At 34.3% G+C, this 20,957-nt stretch carries 21 protein-coding genes; 4 read left to right on the forward strand and 17 right to left on the reverse strand.

Annotated features, from left to right (window positions below; translation table 11 throughout):
- Positions 1-30: 30 nt before the first annotated feature.
- From ACNH59_RS03165 to ACNH59_RS03175, 3 genes are read right to left on the reverse strand one after another with little or no spacing between them, the layout of a single operon-like run.
- Positions 31-591 carry an ExbD/TolR family protein gene (locus ACNH59_RS03165; RefSeq protein ID WP_418263986.1) on the reverse strand — a complete coding sequence of 187 codons (561 nt, stop codon included), beginning with the start codon at positions 589-591 and terminating at the stop codon, positions 31-33.
- A 19-nt stretch (positions 592-610) separates the two neighbouring features.
- Positions 611-1,222 carry an ExbD/TolR family protein gene (locus tag ACNH59_RS03170; RefSeq protein WP_418263987.1) on the reverse strand — a complete coding sequence of 204 codons (612 nt, stop codon included), beginning with the start codon at positions 1,220-1,222 and terminating at the stop codon, positions 611-613.
- Positions 1,223-1,267: 45 nt separating this feature from the next.
- Positions 1,268-2,095: a MotA/TolQ/ExbB proton channel family protein gene (locus ACNH59_RS03175; RefSeq protein WP_418263988.1), complete on the reverse strand. Its 828-nt coding sequence runs from the start codon at positions 2,093-2,095 to the stop codon at positions 1,268-1,270.
- A 372-nt stretch (positions 2,096-2,467) separates the two neighbouring features.
- Here ACNH59_RS03175 and ACNH59_RS03180 point away from each other — a divergent pair, with 372 nt between their 5' ends.
- Positions 2,468-3,991, forward strand: coding sequence for a helicase HerA-like domain-containing protein (locus tag ACNH59_RS03180; protein ID WP_418263989.1), 1,524 nt, complete (start codon positions 2,468-2,470; stop codon positions 3,989-3,991).
- Between the two features lie 70 nt (positions 3,992-4,061).
- Here ACNH59_RS03180 and ACNH59_RS03185 read toward each other — a convergent pair whose 3' ends face one another.
- The 14 genes from ACNH59_RS03185 to ACNH59_RS03250 all read right to left on the reverse strand — a co-directional run bounded on the left by ACNH59_RS03185 (position 4,062) and on the right by ACNH59_RS03250 (position 18,092).
- Positions 4,062-5,399 (reverse strand): FAD-dependent oxidoreductase, encoded by a 1,338-nt coding sequence (locus ACNH59_RS03185; protein ID WP_418264870.1) that lies wholly within the window; start codon positions 5,397-5,399, stop codon positions 4,062-4,064.
- 138 nt (positions 5,400-5,537) lie between these two features.
- Positions 5,538-5,951 carry a YMGG-like glycine zipper-containing protein gene (locus ACNH59_RS03190; protein ID WP_418263990.1) on the reverse strand — a complete coding sequence of 138 codons (414 nt, stop codon included), beginning with the start codon at positions 5,949-5,951 and terminating at the stop codon, positions 5,538-5,540.
- A 101-nt stretch (positions 5,952-6,052) separates the two neighbouring features.
- Entirely contained in the window at positions 6,053-7,327 is a 1,275-nt protein-coding gene (kynU, locus tag ACNH59_RS03195) for a kynureninase (RefSeq protein ID WP_418264871.1), read from the reverse strand.
- 320 nt (positions 7,328-7,647) lie between these two features.
- Complete coding sequence (queA, locus tag ACNH59_RS03200; RefSeq protein ID WP_418263991.1) at positions 7,648-8,697, reverse strand: tRNA preQ1(34) S-adenosylmethionine ribosyltransferase-isomerase QueA; 1,050 nt, start codon at positions 8,695-8,697, stop codon at positions 7,648-7,650.
- Between the two features lie 189 nt (positions 8,698-8,886).
- Positions 8,887-10,110, reverse strand: a complete 1,224-nt coding sequence (gene aroA, locus ACNH59_RS03205; RefSeq protein ID WP_418263992.1) for a 3-phosphoshikimate 1-carboxyvinyltransferase — start codon at positions 10,108-10,110, stop codon at positions 8,887-8,889.
- A gap of 151 nt (positions 10,111-10,261) precedes the next feature.
- Positions 10,262-10,588, reverse strand: coding sequence for a nucleotide pyrophosphohydrolase (locus tag ACNH59_RS03210; protein ID WP_012022600.1), 327 nt, complete (start codon positions 10,586-10,588; stop codon positions 10,262-10,264).
- Between the two features lie 145 nt (positions 10,589-10,733).
- Entirely contained in the window at positions 10,734-11,792 is a 1,059-nt protein-coding gene (locus ACNH59_RS03215) for a sensor histidine kinase (protein WP_418263993.1), read from the reverse strand.
- A 226-nt stretch (positions 11,793-12,018) separates the two neighbouring features.
- A complete protein-coding gene (locus tag ACNH59_RS03220) occupies positions 12,019-12,405 on the reverse strand; it encodes a hypothetical protein (protein ID WP_418263994.1) in 387 nt (128 codons plus the stop codon).
- Positions 12,406-12,425: 20 nt separating this feature from the next.
- On the reverse strand, positions 12,426-12,878 hold the full coding sequence (dtd, locus tag ACNH59_RS03225; RefSeq protein ID WP_418263995.1) for a D-aminoacyl-tRNA deacylase: 453 nt from the start codon (positions 12,876-12,878) through the stop codon (positions 12,426-12,428).
- Positions 12,878-13,855 (reverse strand): ribosome small subunit-dependent GTPase A, encoded by a 978-nt coding sequence (gene rsgA, locus ACNH59_RS03230; protein ID WP_418263996.1) that lies wholly within the window; start codon positions 13,853-13,855, stop codon positions 12,878-12,880. Before rsgA ends, dtd begins: the two co-directional genes overlap by 1 nt.
- A gap of 120 nt (positions 13,856-13,975) precedes the next feature.
- The gene (locus ACNH59_RS03235) at positions 13,976-15,055 is read right to left on the reverse strand and encodes a chorismate mutase (RefSeq protein ID WP_418263997.1); all 1,080 of its coding nucleotides are present in this window, start codon (positions 15,053-15,055) and stop codon (positions 13,976-13,978) included.
- A 39-nt stretch (positions 15,056-15,094) separates the two neighbouring features.
- Entirely contained in the window at positions 15,095-15,946 is an 852-nt protein-coding gene (locus ACNH59_RS03240) for a prephenate dehydrogenase (RefSeq protein WP_418263998.1), read from the reverse strand.
- A 72-nt stretch (positions 15,947-16,018) separates the two neighbouring features.
- The gene (locus ACNH59_RS03245) at positions 16,019-17,164 is read right to left on the reverse strand and encodes an aminotransferase class I/II-fold pyridoxal phosphate-dependent enzyme (RefSeq protein WP_418263999.1); all 1,146 of its coding nucleotides are present in this window, start codon (positions 17,162-17,164) and stop codon (positions 16,019-16,021) included.
- Positions 17,165-17,261: 97 nt separating this feature from the next.
- Positions 17,262-18,092: a prephenate dehydratase gene (locus ACNH59_RS03250; protein ID WP_418264000.1), complete on the reverse strand. Its 831-nt coding sequence runs from the start codon at positions 18,090-18,092 to the stop codon at positions 17,262-17,264.
- 448 nt (positions 18,093-18,540) lie between these two features.
- Here ACNH59_RS03250 and gldA point away from each other — a divergent pair, with 448 nt between their 5' ends.
- From gldA to ACNH59_RS03265, 3 genes are all read left to right on the forward strand, one after another.
- Positions 18,541-19,437, forward strand: coding sequence for a gliding motility-associated ABC transporter ATP-binding subunit GldA (gene gldA, locus ACNH59_RS03255; protein ID WP_418264001.1), 897 nt, complete (start codon positions 18,541-18,543; stop codon positions 19,435-19,437).
- Positions 19,438-19,598: 161 nt separating this feature from the next.
- Positions 19,599-20,183, forward strand: coding sequence for a phage tail protein (locus ACNH59_RS03260; protein ID WP_418264002.1), 585 nt, complete (start codon positions 19,599-19,601; stop codon positions 20,181-20,183).
- Between the two features lie 4 nt (positions 20,184-20,187).
- Positions 20,188-20,886, forward strand: coding sequence for a T9SS type A sorting domain-containing protein (locus ACNH59_RS03265; RefSeq protein WP_418264003.1), 699 nt, complete (start codon positions 20,188-20,190; stop codon positions 20,884-20,886).
- The last annotated feature ends 71 nt before the right edge of the window (positions 20,887-20,957 follow it).

Genomic DNA, 20,957 nt, shown 5'->3' on the forward strand with positions numbered 1-20,957 from the left:
CTTAATTATTAGGTTATTAAGAAAACAAGATTATTCTTGCTTTCCTTCTAACAATTTTGTTTCCTCAGGCGAAAAATCATTAACGATTGTATAGGTAGGAATGCTAGAAATAGCCATTTCATCTAAAATATCAATTACATTTTTGTAATTAGATTTTTTACTTGGTTTAATAATAACAATCATTCCCTGATCTGGTTTTCCCTTTGCAGTTGAATATGCCAATACTTCCTTTTTTCTTTTCAGCAATTCTTTTCGAATTCCATCTTTTCCATAAGCGACATCAGTTGGTCCACCAATTGGGTTATTCAATAACCCCATATAAAAAACCAATTTATCATCACCACCTAACAATACAGTCATTGTACGATTCTCATCAACTTTCATATCGACATTATCGTCTTTTGGATCTTTATCTGGCAACCCCAAACTCATCGATTGAGGTTTTGACAAGGTTGTAGTCAACATAAAGAATGTGATTAGCAAGAAAGCTAAATCCACCATAGCAGTTAAATCTACTTTTGAGTTTTGCTTTTTACTTCTTACCTTACCACCTTTACCGCCACCACCGTCGCCGGTATTTAATTCAGCCATTTTAGTGTATTTTTTTTAATTAAAAATCTTTACCTCTCAAACCAGTAACTAAACTAAAGCTATTGATTTTTTGATCTTGCAACAAGTCCATTACTTTTCTAATAATTGGATATTGTTCTTTCGCATCTCCTTTAATTGCAACTTGCAATTCTTTATCATTCACCTCAATATTCGCTATACGAGCATTGTAAACCCACTCTTTTAATTGATTATCCAAAGAATCTAAAGGAATACCAGGTTGACCTGCTTTATTCCTATCAGATGCCTTCATATGAATAATTTGTTTTAAGTTTAGAATTGGAACTCCAAAACCATCCATTAAAGCAAATTTAGATTTTTCATCATCAGAAAACTCTACATCATACTTTTCACCCATTAATTCTAAAGTTCTCATTCGAACTTCTCTTCCTTTCAAATCAAAAAATACTTTTTTATTTCCACCTATTGTCAAAGTAGCCAAATCAGTTTCAGGTAATTTTGTTTGAACAGTTGAACTTGGAGTATCTACAGGCAACGCTTCTGGCACTTTTGCCGTAGCAGTCAAAATAAAGAATGTAAGCAAAAGGAATGCAACATCACACATGGCAGTCATGTCGATTGATGTTGATTTTTTTGACATTTTTTTAGCCATAATTTCTTTTAGTTTGTTTTAATGTATTGCTACATTAAAGAATTATTATTGTTTTAAGCTTCCTCTGAAGTGTCTGTAGGTATTTACAATTGTAGTACCCGCCTCATCAATAGAGTAAGTTAAATCATCAATTTTAGAAGTAAAGAAATTATAAGAAATAATCGCCAATACAGAAGTAGAAATACCTGTCGCAGTATTAATAAGAGCTTCAGAGATACCATTTGCAAGAGCAGCTTGATCAGGAGTACCAGCAGAAGCCAATGCACCAAACGCTTTAATCATACCTGTTACCGTTCCTAAAAGACCTGCTAAGGTACCCAAAGATACTAATGAAGAGATAATTGTCATGTTTTTCTCTAACATTGGCATCTCAAGAGATGTAGCCTCTTCGATTTCTTTATGAATTGTTTCAGAAGCTTCTTCACTATTGAATCCTTCTTTTTTAACATCTTGATATTTAACCAACGCAGATTTAATAGCATTTGCCACAGAACCTTGTTGTTTATCACAACTAGCGATTGCCTCATCAATATTTCCTGCTTTGATACTTTTTTGAACTGCATCCATAAACTTATCTAAGTTACCTTTTCCTGCAGCTTTAGTAATCACAAAATATCTTTCGAATGAAAAAACAATAGTCATCAATAATAATCCCATCAAAACAGGTACAATTGGACCTCCTTTGTATACCATTGCTAAGTAGTTTCCTGGTAGCGGGTGACCTGTATTAACACCACCTTCAAAGTTTGCTCCATTACCCATTATAAAGTTCCAAATTAACCATCCTACAAATACACATGCTACAATGATAATACCTGAAACCATTCCTCCACCTTTTGAAGTGCTTTCCTTTTTAACTTTAACGTTTGCCATTTTTTTTTAATTTTAATGTTTTAAATAATTTATTTTAGTTGTAATTAACTTGTCGTGAAGCAAATTTATACGTTTCATTGAAATAAAAAAACTTTTTTTTGTCTAAATCGATTTTTTTTACCCTTAAAAAAAAAGTTTTTATTTTTTTTTGCCTTTTTTTAAACATTATTCATACTTTCATCATGAAAAAACAAAACAAACATCACAAATAAACTCATTATTCAATATATTTCATAAAAAACACTTATACTATTTTTTAAGCCTAATCTTTTATTATTAATAATAAAAAAGAAGAAAAATTACAGTAAGCATTAAAAAATGGCTATTTTTAAAAAATCAAGACCTAGGTAAATACAACGTTAAATTAAAGTTATGAATAAAATAGAGGATTTCTCAAAACACATAAATGAAGGCTATTTTTGCAAGGGAGACAGTATAACAATAGGAGGAGGCATACTTTACAATGAGCCCATAAAAAACACATATGTCAAAATTCCTTTAAAAACTTTAAATCGTCACGGTTTAATTGCCGGGGCAACTGGAACTGGAAAAACAAAAACGATTCAAGTACTTTCAGAACAATTGTCAGAGGCTGGTATTCCAGTTCTTATGATGGACATCAAAGGTGACTTTAGTGGAATCGCAAAAGAAGGTGAAGAAAAAAGCTTTATTACAGAACGACATGCTAAAATTGACTTACCTTACAAAGCTTCACAATTCCCAGTTGAACTACTAACACTATCACAACAAAACGGAGTAAGACTTCGTGCCACCATATCTGAATTTGGACCTGTCCTGTTTTCAAGAATACTTGATTTAAATGACACACAATCGGGCGTAATCTCCATCATTTTCAAATATTGTGACGACAACAAAATGCCTCTCTTAGATCTCAAAGACATCAAAAAAGTCATCAATTACATCACAGAAGAAGGCAAAGACGAGATTACCAAATTGTATGGAAAAATTTCAACTTCAACTACAGGAACTATTTTAAGAAAAATTATCGAACTAGAACAACAAGGAGCAGATCTCTTTTTTGGAGAAATGTCATTTGATATCGATGATTTAATGCGAATAGACCAAAATGGAAAAGGATACATTAATATCATTAGACTAACTGACATCCAGGACAAACCTAAGCTATTCTCTACCTTCATGTTGAGTTTGATGGCAGAAATTTACCAACAAATGCCTGAACAAGGCGACTCTGGACGTCCAGAATTAATCATCTTTATTGACGAAGCTCACCTTATATTTAAAGAAGCCAGCAAAGCCCTACTGGAACAAATTGAAACCATTGTCAAATTAATTCGCTCTAAAGGCATCGGCATTTACTTCATCACTCAAAACCCAATGGATGTTCCTAGTGGTATTTTAGCACAGTTAGGATTAAAAATTCAACACGCTTTGAGAGCATTTACTGCTAATGATCGAAAAGCCATTAAACAAACAGCCGACAATTACCCAAGTTCTAAATATTACAATACCAGTGAAGTTTTGACCAGTCTAGGTATCGGAGAAGCTTTGGTAACAGCTCTTAACGAAAAAGGAATCCCTACACCATTAGTGGCCACTATGCTACGCGCCCCAATGAGTCGAATGGATGTCTTGACTGAAAGTGAAATACAAGAAATAAACAATAATTCAAAACTCGTTAAAAAATACAGTGAGCTCATAGATCGAGAAAGTGCGTATGAGATGCTAAATAAAAAAATTAGCCAATCTGAAAAAGAAGAAGAACAACTAGCACAAGAAAAAGCCAAAAGCAAGGAAACAACTAGAAAATCTTCTACAACAACCGCAACAGTAAGCAAGTCAGTATTAAAAGTCCTAACTAGCGCTACATTTATCAGAGGTGTTTTCGGTGTACTATCGAAAGTATTAAAAAAATAGATTTCAATTAAGCAAAAAAACAAACCCCAATCGGTTCAAAGAAGCCGATTGGGGTTATTTTTATATGTTTTTATTCCAATAATTCTAGAATCTTAGACTCCACCAACTTGCTATTCCAATTGTTTTCGATATTTTTAATTTCTAATATTTCTTTCATTATTTCGTCTTGCTTGTCTCCGATTGCCAAAGCTTCTGAATAAGGCCTGTCGCTAAATGTCACCCTACTATATAGAGGAACCCATTTTTCAGGGTATTTATCAGAAAACCATTTTTCAATTTTTTTCTGTAAAAGAAATTTTTCATCAGCCGTTTTAGTACCCATTTCGATAAAATTACGATAAGACAATTCGGCGATGGCATCAGCATCAGGTTTTCTAACTGTCTGGTACTCTGAAAAAATAGCGTCCCAATCATCACCATACTTCTTCATGATTTCAAATAAAACAGAAATATCCTCAAAACCAGCGTTCATCCCTTGACCATAAAAAGGGACAATAGCATGACAAGCATCCCCTATAAGCGCTACTTTATCTTGATACGTCCATGGAAAACATTTCATGGTAACCAAAGTACTTGTTGGGTTCTTAAAAAAATCCTCGGTTAACCTAGGTATTACTTCAATAGAATCTGGGAAATTAGTCGTAAAAAACCTTTCGACATCCTCTTTCGTTTCAAGGAGGTCAAAAGAGTTCTCCCCTTCAAAAGGCATAAACAAGGTGCATGTAAAACTACCATCTAAATTAGGCAAAGCAATCAACATATAATCTCCTCTAGGCCAGATATGAAATGATTTGGAATCTAATTTATGTGACCCATCAGGATTTGCTGGAATATTTAATTCTTTGTAGCCTAAATTTAAAAACTCTTGAGAATAATTAAACATACTTTGACGTTGCATGCGATGGCGAATTCTTGAAAAAGCACCATCGGCACCAAAAACAATATCGTATTCCAATTCATCCCAAACGCCTCGTTCAGTTTCTCCAACATGCAAGGTTGCCTCTTTTAAGGTAACGTCCCATATTTTTTGTTCAAAGAAAAATGTAGCTCCAGCTTCTTCAGCAAGGTCAATCATTTTCCTATTCAATATCCCTCTAGAAATAGAATAAATAGCTTCGCCTTCTTGTCCGTAATTTTGAAAATTGAGCTTATCTACCAAGTGAATTGCCCTTTTATCCATAGGCAAAGCTATTTCTCGAACCGCATCACCAACACCTACAGCATCTAAAGCTTTCCACCCACGATTAGACATTGCTAAATTTATGGATCGACCTGAAAATACTATTTGCCTAATATCAGGACTCCTATCATAGACATGTACAGTGTGACCTGCTTTTCGTAAATATATAGCCAATAAGGAACCGACTAAACCTGAACCTACAACGGCTATTTTCTTAGGAGTTTGCATTAATTTAATATGAAAGTTAGGCAAAATTACTAATTTAATTTTTAACCCTAAAAGAAAGCGTAAGATATTGACAATTTCAAATTGCAACACTTACGCTTTTAGACATTATAAAAAATATATCAGCTGTATATACCTCTATTATTTCTTCGAATCAATTATCGCTCCTGTACCAGCACCTACACCTGCTCCTGCTAATCCACCTATAATAGCACCTTCACCTTTTTTCTTGCTAATTATGGCACCTGTCGCCGCTCCAACACCTGCTCCAATTACAGCTCCTTTAGCAGTAGAACTCCATCCTTTTTTTTCAGTAGTTGTAGTTTGTGTAGGTGTGCTGGTGGTTGTAGATTGCGTCACTATAACTTCCTTTTCAGGTTTTTGTTTTTCCATTTCTATTTTCATAGAATCGATTATCCTTTGTTTTTCCATCACAACCTTCATGGAATCAATAGTTTGCTGCGAAACATCATCGTTAGTTACTCCTGCACTATCTACATTTTGCTTACAAGACAAAAAGAATACAGAAATTACAAATACATATAAAATTTTCATGATTATTACATTTAAAGTTAATGTACAAAGTAACAACAGATAGCATTTTTTTTCTTTATATAATCTCAGTATTAATTTATATAATTCCCACTGAGGATAAATCACTCCAAAATTCCCTTCTTCAATATTTGCCCAAACTGATACATATCTTCGTAAGAACAATAGAGAGGAACGGGTGCCAATCTAATCACATTAGGCTCGCGCCAATCTACTATCACCCCGTTTTTTATTAAATACTCAAACAAACTTCTCCCTTCACCATGTAGAAAAACAGATAACTGACAAGCTCGCTCCTCAGGATTAGCAGGTGTTATAATTTCGAAACTACTGTCGACTTCTTTATCAATTTCTTTCAAGATAAATTCTAAATAAGCCGTTATATTATTTCTTTTATGGACGAGTTGCTCCATTCCTATTTCGTCAAACATTTCGACTGAGGCTAAATAGGGTGCTAATGAAAGCACTGGCAGATTGCTGATTTGCCATCCATCTACTCCCTGTATGGGGTCAAACTCAGATTCCATTTTAAAGCGTCTTTCCTTATTATGCCCCCACCAACCTGCAAAACGTGGTAATTCTTTATTAGCGTGGTGTTTTTCATGAACAAAACATCCTGAAACATTTCCGGGCCCTGAATTCATATATTTATAGCTACACCAAGCAGCAAAATCTACATTCCAATTGTGCAATTCTAATTTTACATTCCCAGCAGCATGTGCTAAATCCCATCCTACCTTAGCACCTACTTGATGACCCGCAGCAGTAATTAATTTCATATCAAAAACCTGACCTGTATAGTAATTCACGCCACCAATCAAGACTAAAGCAAGCGCATCACCAACTTCATTGATTTTAGCAATTACATCTTCGGTTCGGATGTTGTGTTCTCCATCTCGTCTTTTTATTTCAACAATAGCATCCTCTGCCTTATACCCATGAAAACGAACTTGGCTTTGCAGCATATATTGATCCGAAGGAAAGGCTTTCTCTTCGCATATAATTTTAAATCGGGACGGGGTGGGACAATAAAAAGAAACCATCAATAAGTGAAGATTAACCGTTAAGGTATTCATAACCGTAACTTCACTAGGTAAACAACCTACAATTTTACTGAGTGGCTCTGCAAATCGTTCTTGATAATCCCACCAAGGTTTTTGAGCATAAAAATGTCCTTCTACACCTAATTCAGCCCAATCGTTCATGATTTCATCTACGTATGACTTGGTTCTTTTAGGCTGTAATCCCAACGAGTTTCCTGTAAAATAAATTACATTTTTCCCATTTACGGTTGGAAAAATAAACTCCTCTTTGTATTTACGAAGCGAATCTTGAGCATCTAATTGCCGGGCAAAGTCTTTTGTATTTTGAAAAATCATCATGGTGCGTTTGTTAGGTAAAAATAGAAAAAAATAGGCAGAGCTCAAGGTTAATGTTTTGATACTTTCGTAAAGAAGCACATTTATGCTTTACTACAATGCGGCATTACTAACCCCAATTTGCGTTAGGAATGGTAATGGAAAGCTTTATCATTTTATGACTTAGTAATACCGCAAGGAGGAAGCGACCGAAGGAAGCTCCCGGACTGCGAGTATTAGTTGTCATAAAATGATAAACTTGAAATGTACAGTCCGCAAACGCCCATAAAAAAATCTCGCCATAACTGACGAGATTTAGTGAATTAACCTTTATGTGTTGATTAGATGATTAACATCGCGTCTCCATAAGAATAGAATTTATATTTTTCCTTGATGGCTTCATCGTAAGCTTTACGCATTAAATCATGTCCACAGAAAGCTGAAATCATCATCAATAATGTAGATTTTGGGGTATGAAAATTAGTAATCATACATGTAGCTATACTAAAATCATGAGGAGGGAAAATAAATTTATTAGTCCATCCATCGTAAGGATTTAAAGTTTCTTGAGAAGACACAGAACTTTCAATAGCTCTCATTGAAGTCGTTCCTACGGCACAAATACGTTTCTTTTTAACTTTTGCTTGATTGACAACATCACAAGCTTCTTGCGAAATTTTCAATTCCTCAGAATCCATTTTATGTTTAGATAAATCTTCAACCTCAACTGGATTAAAGGTTCCTAGACCGACGTGAAGTGTTACCTCTGCAAAATTCACACCTTTGATTTCTAATCTTTTCAACAAATGTCTTGAGAAGTGTAAACCAGCAGTTGGCGCTGCTACAGCACCTTCTTCTTTTGCATAGATGGTTTGGTAACGATCAGCATCCTCAGGTGTTACTTCTCTGTTGATGTATTTCGGAATTGGAGTTTCTCCAAGTTCTGTCAATTTATTTCTAAATTCTTCATAAGAACCGTCGTAAAGAAAACGCAAGGTTCTTCCACGAGAAGTAGTATTATCAATAACCTCAGCCACCAATGAATCATCGTCACCAAAGTATAATTTGTTTCCGATACGAATTTTACGAGCTGGATCTACTAAAACATCCCAAAGGCGTTGTTCAGCATTTAACTCACGAAGTAAAAATACTTCAATTCTTGCACCTGTTTTTTCCTTATTTCCATACAAACGAGCTGGAAAAACCTTGGTGTTATTTAAAATCATTACATCGCCATCATCAAAATAATCGATAACATCTTTGAACATTTTATGCTCAATAGTTTGTTTTTTACGATCAATAACCATTAGACGAGCTTCGTCTCTGTTTTCAGCTGGAAATTCGGCTAGAAGTTCTTTGGGTAAATCAAAATTGAAATGAGATAATTTCATTTAAAAAAATTTAAAAGTTTAAGAGTTTAAAAGCTTAAGGTTGTTCCTTAATAGTTATAAAATCTTTCGGTTGCAAATATACTATTGTGAGATAGGCGTTGTCAAGTGTTTTAGTGTTTATTTTTATTAAATGACAGTTAACCAATGGAAAACTTTCCACAAACAGCCCAAAACTCGAATAAACTACTATTATAATTCTGTTTCGCTGAAGCCTAGTTTTTTCATATCTTCCCAAAAATCAGGATACGATTTCGAAACTACTTCGGCATTTTCGATAATAATTGGCACTTTTAATGCTAATGGTGCAAAGGCCATGGCCATACGGTGGTCATTATAAGTTGCAATTTTAACATTTTGATTAATTTCAGTTGAAGCAACCAATGTTAAGGTTTCATTAGTAACCGAAATATTAGCTCCCAATTTGGTAAGCTCAATACGCAATGCTTCTAAACGGTCTGTTTCTTTAATTTTTAAAGTGTGAAGACCTGTTAAATGACATCCAATTCCCAAACCTAAACAAGTAACCACGATTGTTTGTGCAATATCAGGTGTATTGTTCAAGTCAAAAGTAACATCTACAGGAGTGAAATTAGCTTTTTTAGTTAATGTTAATTGGTTATTTTCAAATTTAGAATCTACACCCATTTCAGCATATAGCTGCACTAGTGCCGAATCTCCTTGTAAACTATTCTCCTTATAACTTGAAATAGTGATAGAAGCCGTTTCAGCCAAAGCGACCAAACTAAAAAAGTAAGATGCCGAGCTCCAGTCTGACTCAACTACCATTTCCTTGGAAGCCACCTCGGAAGCTGGATATACTCTAATCGTATTTCCTTCAAAACTGGTTTTAATATCTAAATCATTCAACAAAGCAAGCGTCATTTTGATATATGGCACAGATGTTATCTCTCCTACCAAATTCAATTCGATTCCGTTTTTCAATTTAGAAGCTACTAATGAAAGTGCTGAAATATATTGACTACTTACATTAGCCGGAATATCCACTTTTGAAGCAGTAATTTTTTGACCTTTAATTCTAATAGGCGGGTATCCTTCTTCCTTTTCATAAGTAATCACCGCACCTAATTGTTTCAAAGCATCAACCAAAACTTTGATTGGTCTTTCTTGCATGCGCTGAGAACCGGTCAAAACCACTTCACGCCCTTCGTTTACGGCAAAAAAAGCCGTTAAAAATCGCATTGCTGTACCTGCATGATGTATATCAACAATTTCATCATCCCCTTTTAAAGCCTTCTCCATTACTTCACTATCATCAGAGTTTGAAGTATTGGCCAACGTTATATTAGGGAACAAAGCTTGTAACAATAACAAACGATTGGTTTCACTTTTTGATCCCGTTACAGCAATTGTTGCCTGTAAATTAGAATGGGTAGTTTGTAACAGTAAATTCATCTTTTAAGTTGTGAGTTATGAATTATAAGTTATAAGTTTTGCGAATTGATTAAAAAAAACATCCGTTTTTCAGACAACGCAAAACATAGAACTTCTAAGAAGGGCGCAATTTACTACTCCTACTTTATAATTCATAATTTATATTTTGAAATTATTTTAGTTTGTCATTGTTCTTGTGACGGTCTTTGTCTCTTACCGATTTCAAGTCCATTTTTTTATCAAAAGCAGCTTGTAAGTCAATACCCGTTTGATTCGCTAAACAAAGCACTACAAATACAACATCGGCCAATTCTTCTCCTAGGTCTTTGTTTTTATCACTTTCCTTTTCTGATTGTTCTCCGTAACGACGTGCTATTATACGAGCAACCTCTCCTACTTCTTCAGTGAGTTGTGCCATATTGGTCAATTCGTTAAAATAACGAACACCGTGTTCTTTTATCCATGTATCAACATCAAGTTGGGCATTTTTTAAATCCATTTTATTATTTTTTTATCTATCTATTTTTGAAGATTTGCTTTTATTAGAAACTTCAGCATTCTAAATGATTTCTTTGGCTAATGCTAATAACTGGGTTATAAAATATTTTCACTTTTTATAAATTTTCTGACGCCAAAACACAATCCTATTTTGCAAAAGGAAGTATCAATGATATACTCGATGGCACGTCTATTTTATTGACTATTTTGATTTCACCATTCAAAGCGTCTACAATTTTTTTAGAGATAGCAAAACCTTCCCCTATCCCTTCTTGGCGTCTTGATGAATCATCATTTATTGCGACAAAAGGATTAAAGACCCCAGCTGTTTGAGCTATTGAAATACCTTTCCCTGAATGCTGTAGTTCTATCTTTATTTTACACTTCTGGCGATCATCTTCAGCTAACTCAATATTTATTTGTAACTCCCCTTTTTCTTGGGTTAACTCAACTGCGCTATTAACTAAATTAAGAAGAACCTGTGAAACCAGAACAGCGTCACCTGATAAAATATCTGGAACATTCTTATCTATGGAAATTATAAATTTCACATCCTTTTTACGAATTTTAACTAAAAAAGTATCCTGAATCATTTGTGTCAGTTTTACCAAGCTAAAAGGTCGAACTGATAAAGTTATTTCAGCAGAATTAATTTTAGCCAAATCTATGACGTCATTAACTATAAACTTAAGAATAGCTGCAGATAATTTAATGTATTCAAGTTGGTTTTTACTCTCCGCATCTAAGGAGTGATTACTCAACAACAAATCTGCAAATCCTAAAATACCATTGAGAGGCGTTCGTATTTCGTGTCTAATGTTAGACAAAACAATCTCTTTTTCTAATGCCAATTTTTCCGAATGCTCTCTTTCTTTAACCAGTTTTTGATTACTACTTTCCAATACATTCTTAGAAACCAATACAGCCTTCAACTCTTCTATATAAGTATTAAAGCCCATACAAAAAACATCTAATTCATCTTGCTCTTCAGAAATTGGTAAAAAATCAAAAAAATTACCCGCAAAACAATTTGAAATATGTTCGATGATAACCGTAATCCTTTTCTTTTTAGCCTCTATTTTTTTAGCCAAAAAAAGTAATTCCTCATAGACATCATCTAAACTATCACCAACGGTGAGTTGACTTTGAAATTCATCCGCATTTATCGAACGAACTAGTTTCAAGATTTCTTCTAACTTAGACATTTTACGAGATTATATATTTTCTTTTTCATAAAGCAAAACTAAGACGCTTTTCCCTAGATAAAGATTTTAGCAAGGGATTATCGTTTAAAAACATCATTATCAATACTAAACTAGTAGGATTTACAGATTATTTTTAAAAATGAAATATTTTAATACTGTAAACCGTAATTTTATTAACACAAACAACCATCATAACAATCGTTTTTTAGACTTCTAGTCAAATCGATTAATGATTATTAACTTTTTTTAATTCATTCAACCAATGGATAGCATCTTCTTTCTTTGTAAACCCTTTGACTGGGACAGTAGGTTTTTTCAATTTCATAAAGGTATTAAGAATAAATTTTGCAATATGAGAATTTAACAAAACAGCACATCCAAAGAGATGTTCTTGCCCGTACTGATCAGCATAGTCACGACCTTCTTTATCGTATGATCTAATTCCATTAAAATCATAAAGCCAATATTGTTTCTCACCATTTGATATTTCAGTGCGCAAATCAATTATAGCTTTTGTATTTTCGAAATTACCAATGGTTGGTTTTTTAAATCTAGAATACAAAATATCATCTTCTATCCAGAATTTAATAAATTCATTTTCAAGTTCTTTCATAGTCTTCAACTTAGACTTTCTTATTCTCTATTCTTACTATCAATAACAATCGTGACGGGACCATCATTTACAAGAGCCACTTTCATATCGGCCCCAAAAATTCCAGTTTGAACCTTTTTTCCCAATTCGACTTCCATTTTTCTAACAAAGTTCTCATATAACGGAATTGCGATTTCAGGCTTAGACGCTTTAATATACGAAGGTCGATTTCCTTTTTTGGTTGCTGCATGAAGCGTAAATTGACTGACAACAATCATTTCACCACCAACCTCTTGAATCGAACAATTCATCACACCGTTTTCATCATCAAAAATGCGTATTTTGGATATCTTGGCTGTTAGCCAATCAATATCCTCTTGTATGTCGGCGTCTTCGATTCCAAGAAGCACTAGTAACCCCTTGTCAATGGAAGACACTACTTTATCATCAACAGTTACTGAAGCTAAGGAAACTCTTTGAATTACTACTCGCATTAGGCACGTCCTTTATCGCTATTCTTACGCTCATCATCATAAATATCTGCGCGATAATGTTCTTCGTCACCTTCTAATATTTTAAGATAACTATTATAGCGTGACCATGATATTTCTTCTTTTTCTAAGGCTTCCTTAATAGCGCATTTGGGTTCGTCTTTATGAATGCAATTATTGAATTTGCAGTTTTCCTTCAATTTAAAAAACTCTGGAAAGTAATCACTTATTTCTTCTTTTTCCATATCAACAACTCCAAAACCTCGAATACCTGGCGTATCAATGATTTTAGCACCAATCGACAAGTCAAACATTTCGGCAAAAGTAGTAGTGTGTTGCCCCTGTGAATGCGATTGCGAGATTTGTTTGGTTTTTAAATTCAATGAAGGCTCAATGGCATTAACCAAAGTCGATTTTCCTACTCCAGAATGTCCAGAAAACATACTCACCTTACCTTTCATCAAAGTCGTTAGTTTATCTAATCCTTTTTGATCTTTGGCAGAGATTCGCAAACATTGATATCCTATGCTTTCATAGATGTACTGCATATATAATTGTTCATCGAGAACAGCTTCATCAAAAGTATCGATTTTATTAAACACCAAAACAGCTTCAATTCCATAGGCTTCTGCAGTAACCAAAAAACGATCTATAAAACTGGTGGTTGTAGGAGGGTTATTGATGGTGACTAACAAGAATACTATATCAATATTAGAAGCAATAATATGCGTTTGTTTCGAAAGATTAACAGATTTACGGACAATATAATTTTTCCTGTCGTGAATAGTATTGATCACTCCAGTTACTTGAGCATTATTTTCCTCGATTTCAAAATCTACACGATCGCCTACAGCAATAGGATTGGTACTTTTGATATCTTTCATCCTAAACTTTCCTTTGATTCTACACTCTACAAAATCTCCTTGATCAGATTTAACGGTGTACCAGCTTCCTGTTGATTTATAAACGATTCCTGTCATAGGACAAAGGTAATTTTTTTGTTTCAGGTTTGAAATTTTTGTTTCAGGTTTCAAGTGAATAAAAAAATCCCTTCAACTAAAAAAGTCAAAGGGATTTCATATTTTGAATCAAAACAGAGATTACCCGTTAATGATTTTTTCTTGGTGTTCGATACTTTCTTGGTGAATTGATTTGAACAATTTAGTAATAAATTCTTCAGACAATCCTTTTTTAGCACCTGCAGCTACCATCTTCTCTTGGATTTCATTCCAACGTGAATGTTGAAGAACAGCCACATTGTTTTCTTTTTTCACTTGTCCAATTTCGTCAGCTACAGCCATACGTTTCCCTAACAAATCCAAAAGATTTTGATCCAATACATCAATATTAGCTCTTAATTTTGTCATTTTGTTTTCGAAATCGCTATCACCACTTACTTTTCTCACTTTCAAATCTTTGAAAATTTGTTTCAAAGTATCAGGAGTTACTTGTTGAGCAGCATCAGACCAAGCGTTATCTGGATCAATATGTGTTTCGATGATCATACCATCATAGTTCAAATCCAAAGCTTCTTGAGTTACTTCAAGAATCATTTCACGGTTTCCAGTGATGTGAGATGGGTCAATGATTAATGGTAAATCAGGGAATTTATTTTGCAATTCGATAGCAATTTGCCATTCTGGAATGTTTCTGTATTTCGTTTTTTGGTAAGTAGAAAAACCTCTGTGGATTACTCCTAAGTTTTTAATACCTGCCATATACAAACGCTCAACACCACCTAACCATAAAGCCATATCTGGATTTACAGGGTTTTTGATCAAAACGATTTTATCAGTACCTTTCAAAGTGTCAGCAATTTCTTGAACTGCAAAAGGATTTGCTGTTGTACGAGCACCAACCCATAAAACATCAATATCATGTTCCAAAGCTAATTTACAGTGCGCTGCAGTAGCAACCTCAGTTCCCATCAACAATCCTGTTTCAGCTTTCGCTTTTTGCAACCATTTCAATCCAATTTCTCCAACACCTTCAAATCCTCCTGGACGTGTTCTTGGTTTCCAGATACCAGCTCTAAACACACTAACATCTGAATCTTTCAATTCGTGAGCGATTTTCAAAACCTGATCTTCAGTTTCAGCACTACATGGTCCTGCGATTACAAACGGATGATCCAATTTGAATGCTTCTAACCAATTTCTCATTTCTTTACTATTTTCCATCTTCTCCTTTTTTTTTATTTTATACTATTAATTAATTATCTATTTTTTTAACCCATTTAGGATTGTCTTTATTTTATTTACACTTTGCATTTCGTCGTGAATGGCTTGGTAATCGTCATTTTGCAACAATTCTTTAAACTGCGTTAAATTCGAAATATATTCTTCCAAGGTTTCAATTACCTGTTCTTTATTTTGTTTAAAAATTGGCGTCCACATTGCCGGCGAACTTTTAGCCAAACGAACTGTACTTTCAAAACCAGAACCCGCCATATCAAAAATATCCTGCTCGTGTTTCTCTTTCTCAATCACCGTTTTTCCTAACATAAACGAACTAATATGCGATAAATGCGATACATAGGCTATATGTTTATCATGCGACTTTGGATCCATATATCGAATGCGCATCCCGATTGCTCTAAACAAATCCAAGGCTTTTTCTTGCAACTTAAAAGTTGTTTTTTCAACCTCACAAATAATATTCGTTTTCCCTTGATACAACCCTTTTATAGCTGCCGAAGGTCCTGAAAACTCCGTTCCTGCAATAGGATGTGCGGCGATAAAATTGCGACGCTTTGGGTGATTTGCAACCGCTTCACAAATTGGATATTTAGTCGAACCTACATCAAAAACAATCGTTTCTTCGCCTGCATAATCCAAAACCTGCGGTACCACTTTCAACGAAACATCCACTGGAACCGATACTATCACAAAATCAGCATCGGCAACATCTTCTAATTTAGCCGCTTGGTCTATAACTCCAAGCTCCAACGCTTCTTCTAGGTGATTTTCATTTGTATCCACTCCATATACCGTAGCCAATGGGTACAAACCTTTGATGTCCAAAACCATCGAACCTCCAATCAATCCAATTCCTACTACGTATACTTTCATTTTACTTAATGTTGTTGGTTATTTGTTGATTGTTGTTGGTTCAAACAATTAACCAACAATATCAACAAGCAACTAAAATCTGTCTATTGCTTCTTGTATTTTCTCTTCTTTCACACACAATGCAAATCGAATGTATCCTTCACCATTACTTCCAAAAATAGTTCCTGGCGTGATGAAAATATATTTTTCATGCAAAATCTGATCGATAAACGCCTCTGCAGAACTGATTCCTTCTGGCAATTTTGCCCAAACAAACAATCCTACACCCTCCTTATATACTTTACAATTTAGCTTTTCTGCCAATTGCTCTGTCAAAACTCTTCTTTTAGCATAAATAGCATTCATAGAATCAAACCAACTTTGGTCACTTTTTAAAGCGGCAATCGCCCCTTTTTGAATCCCAAAGAACATTCCGCTATCCATATTGCTTTTTACTTTCAAAACGGCATCGATACAAGCTGCACTTCCTAAAACCATTCCTACACGCCATCCTGCCATGTTGAAAGTTTTACTCAAGGAATTCAATTCCATTGCCACTTCTTTAGCACCTTCCACTTGCAACAAACTCATCGGATTGTCATTCAAAACAAAACTATACGGATTGTCGTTTACCAACAAAATGTTGTGTTTTTTAGCAAAAGCAATCAATTTTTCAAATAACGCTAAACTTCCTCTTGCTCCCGTAGGCATGTGAGGATAACCAATCCACATGATTTTCACTTTCGACAAATCCAATTGTTCCAAAGCTTCAAAATCAGGCTCCCAATTATTAGCTTCTTTCAAATCATAGTACACTGGCACTGCCCCAACCAAATTCGTCACCGATGTATAGGTAGGATATCCTGGGTTAGGTATCAATACATGATCGCCTTCGTTCAAAAACGCTAGTGAAATATGCATAATTCCTTCCTTCGAACCCATCAAGGGTAAAATCTCAGTAGTAGAATTCAAACTTACCCCAAAGTTGTTTTGATAAAAATCAGCGATACTTGTTCGTAACTCTGGCAATCCTTGGTAACTTTGGTATTGATGTGCATTTTCATCTTGCATTCCTTCTACCACCGCTTCAATCACTTCTTGCGACGGACTCAAATCCGGACTTCCAATTCCCATATTGATAATCGGATTTCCTTCTGCAGCTAATTGTCTTACCTCTCTCAATTTTGAAGAGAAATAATATTCTTCAACTGTATTCAACCTATTGGCTAGTGTAATCATTTTTTATATAAAATTTTGCCTATACAATTGTTCTCGACTTCGCTCGAACTGACAAGCTATATACTAACTATTCTTCACTAATTACTAGTCACTTTCATTAAAGTGGTTTCGTATTTTTATACTCTCCTAATACTTTAAAATATTCTGCCATGATTGAAATCAATGCCTTTGCTTTGGCAAAATCATTATAATCTTCAAAAGTGACATCCACAAAAAAAGAATATTTCCAAGGTGTTTCTATTTTTGGCAAAGACTGAATTTTGGTTAAATTCATCTTGCAATCACTCATCACATTTAAAACAGCTGCTAAACTTCCTCTTTTGTGATCCAATTCAAACTTGATGGAAGCACGGTTGATTTCATTTTGCGGTACAAACGAATTTTCTTTATTGATAATAACAAAACGCGTCATGTTGTTTTTTATCGTTTGTATTTCTGGTGCTAAAATCTCCAATCCATACATTTCAGATGCGACTCTACTTCCTATCGCAGCAATTCCTGTCAATTGTTTTTCCTGAATCCTGCGCGCGGTCTCAGCCGTATCTTTATCCTCCACAATCTTAATATGGGGATAGGTTTTCAAAAACTCCATACATTGCAACAATGCCATTGGATGGGAATATACCTCCTGAATATTTTCAATTTTCTGACCTGGTAAAGCCATTAAATTTTGATGAATATTCAAATAATGCTCTCCTATGATATGCAAGTTATTCTTGTCTATCAAGGCATAATTTGGAATAATAGGTCCCGCAATCGAATTCTCAATAGCCATTACCGCTTGTGTCGATTTTCCAGACAACAAACTATCCACCAATTCTTCAAAAGACAAACATTCGTCAATAGCAACATCTTGAGTGTAGTACTCCTTCACTACTTGATGATGAAAAGAACCTTTTATTCCTTGTATTGCAATTTTTGCCTCCATAAACTCAAAAAAAAATCCTGATTTTCATCAGGATTGTATATTAGTTTTATTTGTTTTTTAATCTTTCAAATAACCATAGCACAACCCTACTTCCCGCTAAAGAAGAAAAAAGTGTTGCTAAAATAAAATCGGTTATTAGACATGCTGTATGCTTTATTTTTAATTTCGAGTTGCAAATGTAAAACTTATTTTAAAACCATACAAAAAAAAATCGAAATTTTTTACACAAATACACAAACTTAATAATCACGCGCTTGTAACTATAAAACCCTCAGAGAAAGTACAAAAAACCCACGCTTTCTAAATATTCAAAAAACGATTATTGTATTTCTCCAAAACACTTAGCAACCTAAAAAAAACATCTTGACAATTTTCTACTAATGGAATTCTAATTTGTAATACTAAATTCAATGATTTTCTGTTTACTTTTGCAACAAATAAATAATCTATGTCCATAGCAGTTACAAATATTTCAAAAAGTTACGGTGCTCAAAAAGCATTGGATAGTATTTCTTTTTCGGTCAACAAAGGAGAGATCGTTGGATTCCTTGGCCCTAACGGAGCTGGAAAATCGACTTTGATGAAAATATTGACTACCTATTTGGTAGCCGACCAAGGCACTGCAATGGTAAACGGCCATGATGTCAATAAAGAACCAAAAGCAGTTCAACTGTCCATTGGCTACTTACCAGAACACAATCCACTCTATTTAGATTTATACGTTCGAGAATATCTAGAATTTAATGCTGATGTTTACAAAGTTTCCAAATCCCGAATCGAAGAAGTAATTCAATTAACCGGTTTAAATCCTGAAAGCCATAAAAAAATAGGTCAACTCTCTAAAGGTTATCGCCAACGTGTAGGTTTAGCCAATGCTTTGTTACACAATCCCGATGTTTTGATTCTGGACGAACCTACCACAGGTCTTGACCCTAATCAATTAATCGAAATTCGAAATGTGATTAAAAATGCAGGTAAGGACAAAACTGTTTTTCTATCCACGCACATCATGCAAGAAGTAGAAGCGATTTGCGATCGCGTAATTATTATTGACAAAGGAAAAATCGTTGCCGATAAAAAATTAGACCACCTCATCTCCACAGACAAGCAACAAATCATCGAAGTCGAATTTGATTATAAAATCGAAGAACAAGCGATTGCTAAAATTGAAAATTTGGTTTCATACAAAAACACCCACGACATGACTTGGGAACTGACTTTTCAATCTGAAAAAGACATGCGTCCAGCTGTTTTTGACTTTGCTACCGAAAATGGACTTAAAACCTTGCAATTGAACCAGAAAAATAAAAATTTGGAAGCTATTTTTAGAGAAATCACGAAATAAGACCAAAATCTACATCCTAAATCATTACTAAAAAAGCATCGTTCTTAAAGAAACGATGCTTTTTTATGACTAGTAATTGGATATCCTCAATTATGCCCTGTAACTTTTGATTCCTAATAATTTATTCAGAAATTTGGTATAAATCAATAAAAGAATATATCATGAAAAAAATTACTTTATTATTTTTAATCGTTTTTTTAGGATTTTCAAATCTTAAAGCACATGCGCAAGAAGGTTTCATCGGGGAAATAAGAATGTTTGGTGGAAATTTCGCCCCAAGGTCTTGGGCATTATGTAATGGACAACTATTACCAATTGCACAAAATTCAGCTTTATTTAGCATTTTAGGAACAACCTATGGCGGTGACGGAAGGACTACTTTTGGCCTTCCTGATTTAAGAGGACGAGTACCTATGCATCCAGGAAACGGACCAGGTCTTAGCTCAAGAAGACTAGGTGAAAAAGGAGGCTCAGAAACAAATACGATTACTGTCGCACAAATGCCAGCACATACACATACTGTAAATGCCGTTAGTGTTGATGGCGACACAAATATCCCCACAAACGCATTACCAGCTAATACCAAAGTATTAGACAAAGAATATTCAACTGAGAATACTGATGTTATGATGAAGGGAACTATGATTAACAATACAGGTGGAGGACAATCAGTTAATAACATCCAACCTTATAACAATGTGAATTTCATTATTTGTATACAAGGTACATTCCCATCAAGAAATTAAAAACATGAAAAAACTAAAAATAATAATATTTAACATTGTAATGTTGTCCTTTTCGCTTATGCAGGGACAAACCATTACATTCAATGGATGTCATGCATTATTTGAAGACCAAGACTATGTTTTCAATTATGCAGGGACTGATGGAACCGGAAGAAACTTCTATACTACTACTCCTGTAAATGGGGATCAACCTTGCGGAGGAATAGGAACATGTGAATTTATGATTAAATGGAACACAACTAATTCCAGTTGGGAATTTATTGCTGATACAGGAAACGGAGATTTTGTAAACACCTACTTGATTTACTCAAATACATCTACCTCAACTCCTAACCCTCCTAGTTTGACTTTAGGAACTTGGACTGAAAACACATCTATAACTGCATCTGAATGTGGTGGCAACTTGAGTTCTTCAAATGCAACACTAACAGGTGCTGTTCAAAATTCAACACTTGGAATCTCCACTATTAATAATAAGAATCCTTTTATGGTTTATCCTAATCCTGTAAAAGAGGTATTATTTTTCGAAAGTGAGAATACTACCATTGAACGCGTTTCAATTATGAATACACAGGGTCAAAGAGTAATAAACAAAACTGGAGACAGCAAACAACTGAATGTGTCAAGCCTTGATAAAGGTGTGTATTTCCTTAATTTGAAATCGAAAGAAGGTAATTCTGTCTATAAATTTACAAAGGAATAAGATAATCCTAAAACTAAAAAAAGCATCGTCTCTCATATAGAAACGATGCTTTTTTTATGCGGTTTAAAACC

The organism is Flavobacterium faecale (assembly GCF_048320115.1).
Taxonomy (GTDB): Bacteria; Bacteroidota; Bacteroidia; order Flavobacteriales; family Flavobacteriaceae; genus Flavobacterium; species Flavobacterium faecale_A.